The sequence below is a fragment of the Streptomyces sp. BB1-1-1 genome (assembly GCF_031597775.1).
GTDB classification, from domain to species: Bacteria; Actinomycetota; Actinomycetes; order Streptomycetales; family Streptomycetaceae; genus Streptomyces; species Streptomyces thinghirensis.
On the sequence record NZ_CP134203.1, the window covers coordinates 4,519,782 to 4,533,092 of the forward strand.

16 protein-coding genes are annotated in these 13,311 nt (G+C 67.3%); 13 read left to right on the forward strand and 3 right to left on the reverse strand.

Going from position 1 to position 13,311, the window contains the following annotated elements; genetic code table 11:
• Positions 1-1,146 precede the first annotated feature (1,146 nt).
• Positions 1,147-1,620 carry a type II toxin-antitoxin system VapC family toxin gene (locus tag RI578_RS20790; protein WP_310872464.1) on the forward strand — a complete coding sequence of 158 codons (474 nt, stop codon included), beginning with the start codon at positions 1,147-1,149 and terminating at the stop codon, positions 1,618-1,620.
• A gap of 18 nt (positions 1,621-1,638) precedes the next feature.
• On the opposite strand, the gene RI578_RS20795 is transcribed toward RI578_RS20790, so the two are convergent.
• Positions 1,639-2,100 (reverse strand): DUF4145 domain-containing protein, encoded by a 462-nt coding sequence (locus RI578_RS20795; RefSeq protein WP_310872465.1) that lies wholly within the window; start codon positions 2,098-2,100, stop codon positions 1,639-1,641.
• Positions 2,101-2,855: 755 nt separating this feature from the next.
• Entirely contained in the window at positions 2,856-3,320 is a 465-nt protein-coding gene (locus RI578_RS20800; RefSeq protein WP_310872466.1) for an NUDIX domain-containing protein, read from the reverse strand.
• An 18-nt stretch (positions 3,321-3,338) separates the two neighbouring features.
• Here RI578_RS20800 and RI578_RS20805 point away from each other — a divergent pair, with 18 nt between their 5' ends.
• The 12 genes from RI578_RS20805 (at position 3,339) to RI578_RS20860 (ending at position 12,304) form a co-directional block, all read left to right on the forward strand.
• Positions 3,339-4,118, forward strand: a complete 780-nt coding sequence (locus RI578_RS20805; RefSeq protein ID WP_310872467.1) for a GntR family transcriptional regulator — start codon at positions 3,339-3,341, stop codon at positions 4,116-4,118.
• A 139-nt stretch (positions 4,119-4,257) separates the two neighbouring features.
• Positions 4,258-4,614, forward strand: a complete 357-nt coding sequence (locus RI578_RS20810; RefSeq protein ID WP_121710537.1) for a hypothetical protein — start codon at positions 4,258-4,260, stop codon at positions 4,612-4,614.
• 3 nt (positions 4,615-4,617) lie between these two features.
• Entirely contained in the window at positions 4,618-5,976 is a 1,359-nt protein-coding gene (locus RI578_RS20815; RefSeq protein ID WP_310872468.1) for an FtsK/SpoIIIE domain-containing protein, read from the forward strand.
• 84 nt (positions 5,977-6,060) lie between these two features.
• Complete coding sequence (locus RI578_RS20820; RefSeq protein WP_310872469.1) at positions 6,061-6,714, forward strand: DUF2637 domain-containing protein; 654 nt, start codon at positions 6,061-6,063, stop codon at positions 6,712-6,714.
• Between the two features lie 32 nt (positions 6,715-6,746).
• Complete coding sequence (locus RI578_RS20825; protein ID WP_310872470.1) at positions 6,747-6,938, forward strand: mobile element transfer protein; 192 nt, start codon at positions 6,747-6,749, stop codon at positions 6,936-6,938.
• A gap of 11 nt (positions 6,939-6,949) precedes the next feature.
• On the forward strand, positions 6,950-7,105 hold the full coding sequence (locus tag RI578_RS20830; protein ID WP_003950175.1) for a hypothetical protein: 156 nt from the start codon (positions 6,950-6,952) through the stop codon (positions 7,103-7,105).
• 23 nt (positions 7,106-7,128) lie between these two features.
• Positions 7,129-7,446, forward strand: coding sequence for a SpdD-like protein (locus RI578_RS20835; protein ID WP_310872471.1), 318 nt, complete (start codon positions 7,129-7,131; stop codon positions 7,444-7,446).
• Positions 7,447-7,535: 89 nt separating this feature from the next.
• Positions 7,536-8,933 carry a replication initiator protein RepSA gene (gene repSA, locus RI578_RS20840; RefSeq protein WP_310872472.1) on the forward strand — a complete coding sequence of 466 codons (1,398 nt, stop codon included), beginning with the start codon at positions 7,536-7,538 and terminating at the stop codon, positions 8,931-8,933.
• Positions 8,927-9,145 (forward strand): helix-turn-helix domain-containing protein, encoded by a 219-nt coding sequence (locus RI578_RS20845; protein WP_234956343.1) that lies wholly within the window; start codon positions 8,927-8,929, stop codon positions 9,143-9,145. Before repSA ends, RI578_RS20845 begins: the two co-directional genes overlap by 7 nt.
• The gene (locus RI578_RS20850) at positions 9,145-10,287 is read left to right on the forward strand and encodes a tyrosine-type recombinase/integrase (protein ID WP_310872473.1); all 1,143 of its coding nucleotides are present in this window, start codon (positions 9,145-9,147) and stop codon (positions 10,285-10,287) included. The genes RI578_RS20845 and RI578_RS20850 overlap by 1 nt, the downstream gene beginning before the upstream one ends.
• Positions 10,288-11,114: 827 nt before the next feature.
• Positions 11,115-11,504, forward strand: a complete 390-nt coding sequence (locus RI578_RS20855) for a hypothetical protein (RefSeq protein ID WP_310872474.1) — start codon at positions 11,115-11,117, stop codon at positions 11,502-11,504.
• A 416-nt stretch (positions 11,505-11,920) separates the two neighbouring features.
• Positions 11,921-12,304 carry a hypothetical protein gene (locus RI578_RS20860; protein WP_310872475.1) on the forward strand — a complete coding sequence of 128 codons (384 nt, stop codon included), beginning with the start codon at positions 11,921-11,923 and terminating at the stop codon, positions 12,302-12,304.
• A gap of 31 nt (positions 12,305-12,335) precedes the next feature.
• On the opposite strand, the gene RI578_RS20865 is transcribed toward RI578_RS20860, so the two are convergent.
• A complete protein-coding gene (locus RI578_RS20865) occupies positions 12,336-13,202 on the reverse strand; it encodes a bifunctional DNA primase/polymerase (RefSeq protein ID WP_310872476.1) in 867 nt (288 codons plus the stop codon).
• Positions 13,203-13,311 lie beyond the last annotated feature (109 nt).

Consider the following 13,311-nt stretch of genomic DNA (forward strand, 5'->3'; position numbering starts at 1 on the left):
TGTGGGCTTCTGCCGTTGTCGGTTGGTGTCGGCTGACCTCGGGCGGCCCAGAGGCGGCCCAGCCAGCCATCTGAGCCAAGGCATTCGCTCCACGAGCGACCCAACGGGCTGAACGCCCGTCCGGATAGCTTGCTGGGCGGTGGGGAGTACCTGCGTTGGCGATCACTATCAGTGTAACGATTGGGTCAACGCGGTGATCAAAGGGGGAGCATTTCGACAGGATCGTCCGTACCGTCGTCATCTGTCACGTGGGCGTACCTGTGTCAGTGATGGGTGCGACGATGGGACTACGAGCGGGAAGGGGTGTAGCCGTGACCACTACTACTGTCCGCGACGATAGTGCTCTTGAAGTGCGCATCGCCCCGATGACTTCACGCCTGGACCTCAAGACCTATACACAGATTCTCGGCGAGGTCCGTCTTTCGCTTGAGGAAGTTGATCGAACGGCGCTCCCCGTACGAAGTCCGCGTCTGCGGTGGGCCATCGCCGACATGACTATGGGAAGCGATGTTCGGATCGTCCTGGTTCCTGCCATAGTGCCGGCCAAGCGCTCACTTCAGTCCATCAGCGCTCCGCTGCATGGGTTCGTGGACGGCGTCGACCTTCTCACAGAGTCCCCCAAGATCCCCCCCTTTTTCAGCGAGCGAACAGTTGCTCGTGTTGGGCACATCGGGAAGCATATTGGGCCTGGTGGGATTGAAAGAGTAGCTGTTACCGCACTGAATGGCGAGCAACATACGGCTACTGTCGATGAAGGGACCGTCAATAACGCCACGGAGGCGGTTCAGCCTGCTAGAAGTGCGTTCTCCAGTGTTACAGGGACGCTGGACGTTTTGAGTCACAGTCGGGGAAGTGCACCCAGGGCTTTGATTCGAGACCCGCGAACGCGACATGCTGTGCGAGTGGTTGCCCATAGTGACCATAGTGAAGTGCTGCGAAACGCCTGGGGGCGGCGGGTTATCGCATCGGGTTTCTTGCAGCGAAACTCCGAGGGTCAGGCGGTCTCGTTGCAAATGACAGATCTTGAAGTAATGCCTGAACGTCGTGGCCCTATGGACCCGAGTGAAATCCTGGGGGTTAATCCTCGGATAACGGGCAACCTGAGTACTGCAGAGTATCTGAAGCAGGTGAGAAGTGCCTGAGCCCTTGGTCTATGTTGACGCGGATATTTTCTTCAACGTCATAAAGAAGGAAAGGGGCTTGTGGCCTAACTCCTATAAAATTCTTCGGGCGGCTCACAGGGGTGACATTCAGATAGTAGCTTCCACGCTTCTCTTGGTGGAGTTGAACGGCCGCAAGGGAGATGTGGACGCGAGCGAACGTGATCGCGTGGTCGCTGAGTATCTGGAACGCCTGGAGATACAGTGGGTTGAGGTGGATCTTTTGGTTGCGCGAGAAGTGCGCCACCTGGCCGACCAATACAAGCTTCGAGGGCCGGACGCGACACATCTCGCTACTGCCGTCCGGATGAAGGCCGACTATTTTGTTTCTCGGGATAAGGCATTCCCTTACGGGGACACCATTGGTATAACGCACGTTACGGCACCGCGTGAGCTCTGGAACCCCACCACTGACGATGCTGAAATTGACGTCGCAGCTGCTGCGGAAGTTGGTTCGTAAAGAGGGAAATGCAGCGCTCTACCTCTTTCCCGTCTTTTCTTTCGGGTCGCGCACCGGACCTTTCCTGTTGTTGATCTGCTTTGCGATCTTCGCCAGATCCTTCGCTCTTCTGTCGTATAGGGTATGCAATGCATGCTCCAACAATACGACACCGTTCAGGACGTCTTCGACTGTTACTGATCCCTCGTGGCTTCCGCTGTTTCCGATCCACTTTACGGCCTCAAGTAGGTCAGCCGCCTCCGACTCTTTTGAGCGAAGTATTTCAATGCGTGCTTGAGTCGAAAGTCGCAGGCGCCGCTTGACCTGCGCGGGCCCACGCCTGGTTACCAGCTTAGTTCTCGGAATCTTCTGTGCTGTCAGGAGTTCCTCGATTGCGGACCTCAACCGGTTGGCGGCTGATCCCGCGTCAGCCCAAATGACGCGAGCAGCATCCTGTACGCGATCTTTGACCGGGTCGGGACAGCTGTCGGGTAGCTTCATCAAGCATAGTGCGGGAACTGTAAACCGAAGGAGGTACGAGTTGAAGTAGTCGGCGTATCCTTCTGGACCTGGGCGGCATGCAACTCGGTAATCTCCTGAGACGATGGTCGGCTCATTGCATGAGGATTCCGTACACCTCAGCGATCCGTGGAAATAGCCATAGATCCAATCCGGATCCCAAGCGTCATGGTCGCGCCACTTGTCCGATGCCGAGTCTGCGGCTTCGACCGTTGCAATGCTCTTTCCGTCTATGCGGCGCAAAATGCCGCGCTCGCACCGAGGGCAAAGTAGACGGGGCCAGTCGTCGGAGGGGAATGCATCGGCGAGTCGAAGAAGGTCTTGGTCGCCGTGGAATCGCTGCACATTTCCCCCTCTGATCTGTTTGTTCAGATGTTAGCTCAGGTGGAGATCTTTGCGAGCCGATTTTCCGAAGGTCGGTGGAGCGGCTTTGGGCTGGAGCTGCTTTGGGGCGAGTGATCTTGGCCCCGTAAGCTGATGGCGAGTCGGGCAGTCTGTGGACCTGCCCGTTAAAGCACGACGTTGGGGCCAAGATCTTAGAGGCTCGCCCCAAAGTGGCTGCCTAAAGCCGTGGAGCCGACCGCCCCAGCCACAGAGGGTGTCTCCCCACTTCATGCCCGCAGCAGCCGAGCGCGCCGCCGGGCGCGGCCAGCCGGGGCGAAGACAGGAGGCGGGCCGCGCCGTAGAGGCGGCGCGCGCCCGCGCCGTGCGCGGGCCTTGATGAAGTAGGGAAAGTCTTATCCCGCTGGGATGAGGTGCTTGCCGTCGTGGCTGCGTACGTGGGGGCCGTTGCCGTCTAGGGCATCGAAGAGTCTGATCGCGTAGACCTCGGACATGCGGTCGCTGACCTCGTCGGGTGTGAGCCAGGAGACGGCCGTTGACTCGCTTGAGGTGCGTTCGGTGCCGCCGGAGGGCTTGCAGCGGAAGACCAGGGCGACGATGCCTCGGGTGGTGTTCTTGTAGACGCCGGTGAGTTCATCGACCTCGACGTGGACTCCTGTCTCTTCCCAGACCTCGCGGGCTACGCCGGCCTCCGGGGTCTCGTTCAGTTCGAGTACTCCGCCGGGGAGTTCCCAGGTGCCGTTGTCGGCTCGGCGGATCGCCAGGAGGCGGCCGTCTTCGCGCACGACGACTCCGGCTACGGATACGGAGTGCAGGGGCGTCGACGTTGCTTCCTGTGGTTGACTCATGTACAGGAGCATAGGAGGCAGAGAAGGACTATGGGAACTGCGGTAGAGGGGGGCAGGTCCGGGCCTCGGTATGTGCAGATCGCGGACGAGATCGTGCAGCAGATCCGGGCGGGTGTGCTCAAGCCTGGTGACATGGTGCCGAGTGAGTCGGAGCTGGTGGACCGCTACGGCGTGTCCGGCGGCACGATCCGCAAGGCCATGGTCGAGGTGCGGGCGAGTGGGCTCGTCGAGACCCGGCACGGCAAGGGCTCGATCGTGAAGGACCGGCCGCCGGTGCGGCACCGTTCCTCCGACCGCTTCCGGCGCTCGCTCCGACAGAGCGGCAAGGCCGCCTACCTCGCGGAGTCCGCCCAGTCCGGCGCCACCGCCAAGGTAAGTGTCCTCTACATCGGGCCGATGGAGGCCCCCGCGGATGCCGCCCGGCGGCTCGGCGTCCCCGCCGGCACTCAGGTGCTTGCCCGGCGGCGCCTCTACTTCCGCAACGGCACCCCGGTCGAGACCGCCTCCTCCTACCTCCCGTGGGACGTCGTCAAGGACATCCCCGAGCTGTTCGCCGAGAACCCCGGAGGCGGTGGCATCTACGCCCGACTCGAAGACCACGGGCACGAGTTCGCGGAGTTCGTCGAGACGCTGCAAGCGCGGCCGGCCTCCAAGGCGGAAGCCTCCGAGCTGGCGCTGAGTCCGGGTGCGCCGGTGGTTCACCTGATCCGGGAAGCCCGTACGACGGCCGGGATCGTGGTGGAGGTCTGCGACACGCTCATGGCTGCTGACCAGTTCGTTTTCGAGTACCGCATCCCTGCCGCCGACTGACGCTCGCTCAACTTCCTGCAACCCGTCGTGACTTCGATGTCGCGGCGGGTTGACTCATGTACAGGAGTGATGCACTCTTCTTCATGTTACTCATGTACATGAGTGACGGAGTCCATCACCTATAGAGGAGTGTTCTGCTGTGCGTCAGATCCCCGTCGACACCTCCGCCGCGACCGTGATGGTCGCCAAGACCCCGCAGCCCAAGGTGCGGGACCGCCGTACCGGTGAGATCGCGACCGACGCCGAGACCGGCGCGAAGCTGATGACCGTGGACGTGATGTTCGCGGCCAACGACGAAGTCGAGATCCTGTCCGTCACCGTCCCGGAGACCGGCATCTCCGGTGACCTGACCATGGGCACCCCGGCCGCGCTCACGGGGCTGGTCGCCCGGCCGTGGGAGAACGAGTTCAACGGCCAGAAGCGGCACGGCATCGCCTTCCGCGCGGTCGCCGTCACCTCGCTGGCCACCACGGGCGCGGGCTCGAAGGCGGCCTGAGCCATGACGTGGCCGACGGTCTTACTGCTGGTGGTCGTCGCCGCTGCGGGTCTCCTGCGGTGGCGGCGTCCCGCCTGGTACTGGATGACCTTCGGGGTCACCTTCGCTGCCGTGCGCGTCCTGGTCCGCTACGCCTCCGTTATGGAGGCCTGCGGGCTGACGGTCCCGCCCTCGCGCTGGCGCCTCATGCTGGCCCGGATGACCAACCGCCCGGCGCCGGAGTCCCGCGCGCCGCGCATCCTGCGGCTGCGGCCCACCCACACCGGCCTGGTCCTCCGGCTCAAACTCCGCCCGGGCCAGGACGCCTTCGACGTAGCCGCCGCCTCGGAGCGGCTGCGCCACTCCTTCGGGATGTACGGCGTCACCTCCCGTGAGCTGCGCTCCGGCGTGGTCGAGATCCGGATGACCGGCTACAACGTGCTCAAGCGGGTGCAGATGCCGGCCAAGACCGACACCCGCCCGATGCGCGTCCCGGTCGCGCTGCGGGAGGACGGCTCGGTCCACTACCGCGACTACCGCGCCGTCCCGCACGGCCTGACCCTCGGGGCCACGGAGTCCGGCAAGTCCGTCTATCAGCGCAACCTCGTCGCCGGGCTCGCCCCGCACCACGTCGCGCTGGTCGGCATCGACTGCAAGCAAGGAGTCGAGCTGTTCCCGCTGGCCCGACGGTTCTCCGCGCTTGCCGACAACCCGGATACCGCGCTGGAGCTGCTGGAAGCGCTGGTGTCCCACATGCAGGACGTCTACCAGCTCATCCGCGCCGAACAGCGGATCAGCGTTGCCGTACAGGATGCGGAAATCGCCGCCGACATCTGGGACCTGCCCGAGGACCTGCGGCCGGTGCCGGTCGTCGTCCTGGTCGACGAGGTCGCCGAACTCGCGCTCTTCGCCAGCAAGGAGGAAGAGAAGCGCCGGGACCGGATCATCACCGCCCTGGTCCGCCTCGCCCAGCTCGGCCGCGCGGCCGGCGTCTACCTGGAGATCTGCGGGCAGCGCTTCGGCTCCGAACTCGGCAAGGGCATCACCATGCTCCGCGCCCAGCTCACCGGCCGCACCGCCCACCGCGTCAACGACGAGACATCCGCGAACATGGCCTTCGGCGACATCGCCCCGGACGCCGTCCTCGCCGCCATCCAGATTCCCGCCGAGACACGCGGAATCGCCATCGCCGGGGACTCCACCGGCGGCTGGCACCGCATCCGCGCCCCGCACACCACGCTGCGCCAGGCCGTGAACATCTGCAACAAGCACGCCGACCGCACCCCCGAGCTGCCCGCCCTCGCGCCCTTCCGGCCCGCGGTCGCTCCGCTGCCCTCGGACCGCGTCCCGCTGTCCAAGACAGCCCCCGCCACCGCCGCCTGACACCTCCCCTCCCATCGGTCGGCGCGACCGTCCTTCGCGCCAGGTCCCTACCCCCGCCGTGCCTGATCACAGGAAGGAGCCGTGATGGCCCGCGCCGCTCTCCGTATCGACGCCGTACTCGTTCAGGCCGTCATCGCCGGGGCGTTGTCCTTCGCCCACCTGCATGACCTCGCCGCCGCTGCCGGACAGAGCGGCTGGAAGGCCTGGGCCTATCCCGTCTCGGTCGACCTGCTCCTGGTCGCCGCCTGGCGTCGGCTGCGGGCCGATGGGCCGTCCCGGCTGGCCTGGTGCTGGTTCGTCATCGCCCTGGTCGCGTCGCTCGGTGCCAACGTGGCCACCGCCGGGCTCCTCGACCTCGGCGACGTTCCGGCCTGGCTGCGCATCCTCGTCGCGGCCTGGCCAGCCCTGGCCTTCATGGGCGGCACCCTCCTCGCCCACTCGCCCGCGGACCCCGCCCCGGACCCGCCGGCACCCTCCGTCCCGGCTCCGGATCCCGCGCCCGAGACGGCTGCCGCTGAGCCGGGCCCGGCGTCCGAACCTCCCGTCGTCCCGCGGGTCGAGGAAACTCCCGTCCTGCCCACGGCTGTGCCGGTCCCGGCCGCGCTCGTCGACCACGCCCGCAAGGTCGCCGACGACCACCACGCCCGCACCGGCGCCCCGATCGACACCGACACCCTCCGCGCCCGCCTCGGCGTCCCGCCCCACCTCGCCGACGCCATCGCCGCCCAACTCACCTGACCCGACCGCCACCCGAGAGGAGACCGGCTGACATGCCCGCCCGCGACTTCTTCCACTCCGTCATGCGGATCGGCCCCGTGCAGATCGGCACCCACCGCGACCGCCGGGGCCAGACCAAACACGCCGCCGTGTGCACCAACGACCGCTGCGGCTGGTCCGCCGACTACGCCAGCCAGTCCGCCGCACAGCTCGCCGCCCGCACCCACCGCTGCCGCGTCAGCTAGGAGGCCACCCGATGGACGTCCCGCTCTGGCTCGCGCTCCTCGCCGTCGGCTACCTCGGCGTCAAGCTCATCCGCCCGCCCTGGTGGCTCATCGCCGTACTCCTCCTCGGCGGCTTCCTCATCGCCGACAGCGTGCTGGCCCCCGTCGTCAACGGCTTCGTCAAGTAGCACGACCCGAAGGGAGAACCCCGATGCTCCGCCCGAAGATCCCGACCAACCCCACGCCCGCCGGCCACCTCACGCCGCCCGCGGTAGTGGAGCCGACCGCCGTCATGCCGAGCACGCAGGTTCCGCCGCCTGCTCCGGTCGCTCCCGCGCCGACCCGGCCCACGGTGCAGCTCACCCCCGGCACCGCCCTCGCCCTCGTCGGCGGCGGAACGGCCGTCGTCCTGGTCGTCGGCGCAGTTCTCGTCTCGCTGCTCCTGGCCGTCGCCATCACCGGTGCCTCGGTCGCCGTCTGCGCCCTGGTGATCCGCTCTCTCGTCCACGCCGACGCCAAGCGACGCTGACCGGCCCCCGGGCGGCCTCGATACCGCCAAGCATCCGCCGCCCGGGCGCCGTCCCCAACCGATCTCACAACCGGAAGGAAGCACCCAGCATGGCGCACCGCGCCCCGACCGCGCATGCCCCGCTGCTCGACCCGACCACCCTCGGCGACCTCCTCCGTGTCGCCTCGGCCCCCGACTACACCCGCTGGGAAGACCAGATCCGCCGCACCGGCGGTTGCTCCGACCCCATCCACCTCACCGGCTGGACCCTCCACAAAGACAAGACCACCGGTGAGACCCTGCACCACTACACGACCGCCGTAGAGCCCGGCGGACGCCTCCGCCTCGCCTGCGGCAACCGCCGCGCCTCCCGCTGCCCCTCCTGCGCCTGGACCTACGCCGGAGACACCTACCACCTCATCCGCGCGGGCCTGGCCGGAGACGACCGCCGAGACGTCCCCGCCACGGTCCGGGATCACCCCCGCGTGTTCGCCACCCTCACCGCCCCCTCCTTCGGCCCGGTCCACAACAGGCCCGATCACGGCACCTGCCGCTGCGGCACCCAACACGCCCCGGACGCCCCGGAACTGGGCACCGCCCTCGACCCGGCGACGTACGACTACGCGGGCGCCGTCCTGTTCAACAACCACGCCGGACAGCTCTGGCAGCGCTTCACGACACGACTGCGCCGAGAACTCGCCGCCCGCGCCGGCCTCACCCGCCGAGAACTCGCCGACCGCGTTCGTGTCTCATACGGCAAGGTCGCCGAGTTTCAAAAGCGCGGGGCCCTGCACTTCCATGCGGTGATCCGGCTCGACGGACCGGATGGACCCGGAACGCCTCCGCCTGCCTGGGCAACGGTCGTCCTCCTCGCCGACGCGATCCACGCTGCTGCGGCGCACTCCTACACGTCCGTCTCCGTCCCGGCCGCCGGGGAACAACCGGCCCGGTCCTTCTGCTGGGGCACACAGCTCGACGTGCGCCCAGTTAAGGCGTTCGGCGACGGCTCCAACATCACCGAACAGGCCGTCGCCTCCTACGTCGCCAAGTACTCCACCAAAGCCGCCGAGAACACCGGCACCCTCGACCGCCGCATCGGCGAACTCTCCGAACTCGACCGCCACCAGGTCCCGGACCACACCCGCCGACTCATCACCGCATGCCGCGACCTGGACCGCCTCTACCCGGACCGGCGCCTGTGGGCCTGGGCTCACATGCTCGGCTTCCGCGGCCACTTCTCCTCCAAGTCCCGCCGCTACTCCACCACCCTCGGGGCCCTGCGCCAGACACGCGCCGACTACCGCGCCGCCCAGGAACACACCGCCCTCGGCCTGGACGACCGCGAGCCGGACACCGTCCTCGTCCTCACCGACTGGCAGTACGCAGGACACGGCCACAGCCCGGGTGAATCCGTCCTCGCCGACACGATCGCGCGTCGGCTCCAGACCAATCGTGAAACTGCCCGCGACGCCTTGGCCGGACTGGCCGCAGACGAGGGGGAGTGGTGACTGTGGACCGGCTTCTCACCGTGGACCAGGTCGCCGAACGCCTTGGTACGGGGGTCCGCTTTCCTCGGCGCCTCATCGAGGAGCGCCGTATCACCTTCGTGAAGGTCGGCCGGCACGTCCGCATCCCGGAGACCGCCGTAGAGGAGTACGTGAGTGCAAACACCGTGCAACCGATCCTCCTGCGGTCCACGGGACTCAGGAGGGCTGCCTGATGGCTGGCAAGCGCAAGTCCCGGCGGGGCTTCGGCCGTATCCGCAAGCTGCCGTCCGGCCGGTTCCAAGCTCGCTATCCGGGGCCTGACGGTGTGCTGCGCCCTGCGGACCGGACGTTCGCCACGACCACGGACGCGGATCGCTGGCTCATGCGGAAACGCATCGAGATCGAAGAGGGGCGCTGGCTCGACCCGGCCGAGGGGCAGACGACCGTTCGCGACTGGGCGGCTCGCTGGCTCGCGGCGGTGTCGCCTCAGCTCAAGCACAAGACTCAGGCGTCGTACCGGTCTCTGATCAACTCGCTGATAGATCCAGCACTTGGTGATCGTGAACTCTCCAGCCTTCGGCCCATTACGGTCACCGAGTGGGTGGGTGCGATGCGGACCAAGGGGCTCAGCGCCTCGCGCATCCGGCAGGCGTACCGGGTGTTGTCGCAGATCATGCGCTCTGCCGTCGACAACGACATGATCCCGCAGACACCGTGCAGGGGCGTGAGGCTGCCTCGGATGCCGCAGACCGAGCCGCACATCCTCACGCCGCTGGAAGCGTCGCGGATCGTCAAGGGAGCGACCAATCCGCATGACCTGCTGATCGCGCTCCTCGCGTACGCAGGTCTGCGTGTGGGCGAAGCGTTCGCCCTGCGGCGCGTGGACATCGACGTGTCTGGGGGCTTCGTCCTGGTCGACGAGAACCTGGCCGAGGCGAACGGCACGCTGGTCTTCGACACTCCCAAGTCGCATCAGAAGCGACTGCTCCGAGTGGGCCCGTCCCTCGCCAAGCGGCTCGGCCGGCACCTGGAGACTCTGCCCGGCGGGGATGACGCGCTCCTCTTCACGACCCCGGGCGGCAAGCCCCTGCGCTACAACCAGTGGCGCAAGGCCTACTTTGACCCCGCAGTGGTCGCTGCCGGGCTGATAGATGTCACGCCGCATGATCTCCGAGCCTCGCACGGCACGTGGGTAGCTGACCGGTACGGCGTGATGACCGCTGCTCACCGGCTCGGCCACTCGAACGCCAGCGTCACCACCCGCCACTACGCCCGGCCAGTCGCCGGTCGCGATGACCAGGTCGCGGAGGCGGCTGACGCATGGTTCGGAGGGCAAGAAGGTGAGGGTTCGCCCGAGGCACCCACGCCACGTTGAGAAGCCAGCGTTACTCGCTCCTGGCCGGAGGCATGGCCAGGAGCGTTGCGGCTGGGGCCTTACGGTAGTGAGCTTGCCGGTCTGAACGAGCCATGTGGCCAATCCGCGATCTGGAGTGGTTCCAACGCCGACCCGAGACTGAGGCGGTGGACTCTTCACTATGGGTCGCGGCCCTGACTGGCGGAACTGCTGTTCTCGCAGGTTGGGTGACAAGCCGAGGGACGGCCCGCGCGGCGCGCATCCAGGTTGAAGCCTCATCGCGAGCGCAACAGGCAACGCATCTTCGCGAATCGCGCCGCGCAGCCTACGCCGAGGTAATCGAGCGGGCCCATGAAACGGCAGAACTTCATTTCCAAGTGAAGGGCATGCTCAAGGGGTCCGATGAGCACCTACTACAGCATGTCGAAAGGCTCCGTGGCGAACTGCGGGCGGCCTTTGATCCTTTGATGCGCTGCATCAGACTCGTCGTCCTGGAAGGACCAACACCCGTAGCTGAGGCCGCAGATGAGCTGAGAAAATCGGTAATCACAGCCAATAGAGCGTTGCACCCTCTTGAGCAATCAGATGAGGGCGCGCAGCCGGCGTACGAGCTGGCAGAGGCTGAGTTCCACCGTCGGTTGGACGTGTTCACTGCCACGGCGCGCGAGACACTGTCGAGTATCCATTAGCTTTGCTGCACCAGGCGCGCGGCACAATCTGGCCCCTGAAAGCTTGCACAGCAGGGTGACGGGTAGCTTTCGCAGTTGCTTTTCGAGGACACCTCCCGTGCGCTGGCTGTCCTGTTCCCGCCTGTGCGGTGCGCGCCCGTGTCGCTACGCTGAGTGCTCATGGCGAAAGTAGTGCGTCTGTACTGGGGATACATGGTGGCTGCTGCCTTGGTCGTTGCCTGGAGCCAGCAATGGGCCTTGCCGGTGATCGTGGCTCTATCAGTCGGCGTCTCGGCCTACGCTGCCTTCCAGGTGCCGGTCTGGTGTGGAGCGGTTAACCGAGATGGCCGGACCTACTGCCGGAACAACGCGTACGGCGTGCTGATGGGCTGCTCAAAGCGTCAGCACAGGTGGCAAAAGATCAAGATGATCGTTCTGCGCAGCAAGGTTGGGAACGTCAGCCGGTCCGTGTTCCCGACGGCCAAGGAGAAGTTCAACGGGGCCCTCGCTGTGGGCGGCCTGCTGTCGGCTGTTGCCGCAGTGATCGTTCCCGTTGTGACTGGCGGTTGAGCGGGCACGGTCGTCGCTTGGGGCACGTAGCGGGCACGGCCAGCAGGGCGGCGGCCGAGACGGGGCGGTTTCGCTCGCCTGACCTGCACGGGAGCGGGTAAGGCAACCGACCCCCAGAAGGTCTTGAAAACCGTCGTGGCGCGAGTCACCGTGGGTTCAAATCCCACACCCACCGCACGGATTGACGGCCCCTGACCAGGCGTTACGGTCGGGGGCCGTCGTCGTGTGCGCTGCCCGCAGAGCACCGCCGTGGCTCAGCCGCTTACGGGCTCGGTTCGCTGGGGTGCCGCGTCCTCCGGGTGGGCCGATCGGGCGGGCGGCGCCCGGGTGGCCGACGTGGGCGGTCTCGCGTACTCGGGTCGAGATGAGTACTAGTGCTCTGGTCGGCGCCACGGGCGCGACTGAACGCTTGGGGCATGGAACAACGACAGCCCAAGCCCGTCCCCCAGCTGGTGTGGGGCCTCGTACTGGCCGGTGTGACGTCGGCGTTGTGGGCCGCCTGGCTCGGGTGGGACCAGCAGCGTGATGTGCACGCCGACGGTTCGACGACCGGTCCGTACGAGGCGTGGCAGGTGATCGGGCTCGTGCTGACTCTGCTGGTGCCGGTGTACTGGGCGGCGTCCCGGCGCTACGCCGCAGGCGCCGTGGTCGGGGTCACCGTCGGGCTGACCGCTTCCGCCTACTACGACTGGTCGGACGACTCCAGTGGTCTCTTCATGGTGGGTGTGGGGATGGTCATGGCGGGGAGCCTCGCGGTGACCGCCGCGCTCGCCGCCGTGATCGCCTCCGTGAAGTCGTAGCGGGGTCGGTTGGAGCGGCCGTGCATGTGGGTCAGGGGTGGTGGCCCGTCATGCGGGCCGCTGACGCGATCGTCGCTCGGGCCTCGCGTTCGCCCAGGCCGGTGTCGAGGGCCGCCTCGATCAGGGGGTCCACGAGGGCGGGGCCGATGCCGTCCTCGTAGGCGCGGCAGGCGGCCCAGAACAGGCGGGTGTTGCGCTGGCCCTCGTGGGCGGCGAGGACGAACTGGACGAGTCCCTGACCGTGCGCTTCCGACGCGGAGAGGGCCGGCTGGTGTGCGCGTGGCGGTGGGAGCAGGAGGCGCAGGAGCGCGGGCGGGCAGGCCGCGGGGGCGAGGTGGGCCGTGCCGGGGGCGGCGGCGTACGCGCCGTGCCGGGTGCGTGAGCCGGGGCCGACCAGGTAGCCGCCGGCGCCGCGGATGTCGATGCCGGGGGCGAGGCGGCCGGCCGAATTGGGGACGACGCGGTCGGGCGGGCCGCTCAGCCAGAGGTGGCGTCCTCCGCTGGGGGTCAGTACGACGACGGTGGGCGGGATCGTGAACAGGTGGCGCAGGGCGAGTTCGCGCAGGGCGGCCGAGGAGTCCGTCTCCGACTTCGTGTCCAGGTCGACGCCGATCAGGTGGTGCGGCGGCAGGCCGCAGGCGATGCCGTAGCCCGTCGCCCAGGGCGCGGCGGCGAAGAGTTCGCGGATGCGGGCGGGGTCGGTGGAGGCGTCGTAGACCCCGTGGCCGAAGCGGCCGCACTCGCCGTGGCAGGGGGCCGGTGCCGGGTCGTCGCGGTGGGGGGAGCGCAGGGCCGGGAGCTTCGTCCGGGACAGGGGGATGACGGCCAGTCCGCGCTCGGCGGCTGACAGGGCGTGTGCGAGGGCCAGCGTCGTGGCCTGCCGGTCGGTGGTGGCCATGGCTCTATGTTCGTACGTATGTTCGAGAAAGGGAAGGGGGGTGCGTGCGACGCGCCGGGGAGGGGTGTCGGGCGGAAAAAGTGCCGGAACGCTTCACCTCTTGCGGCGC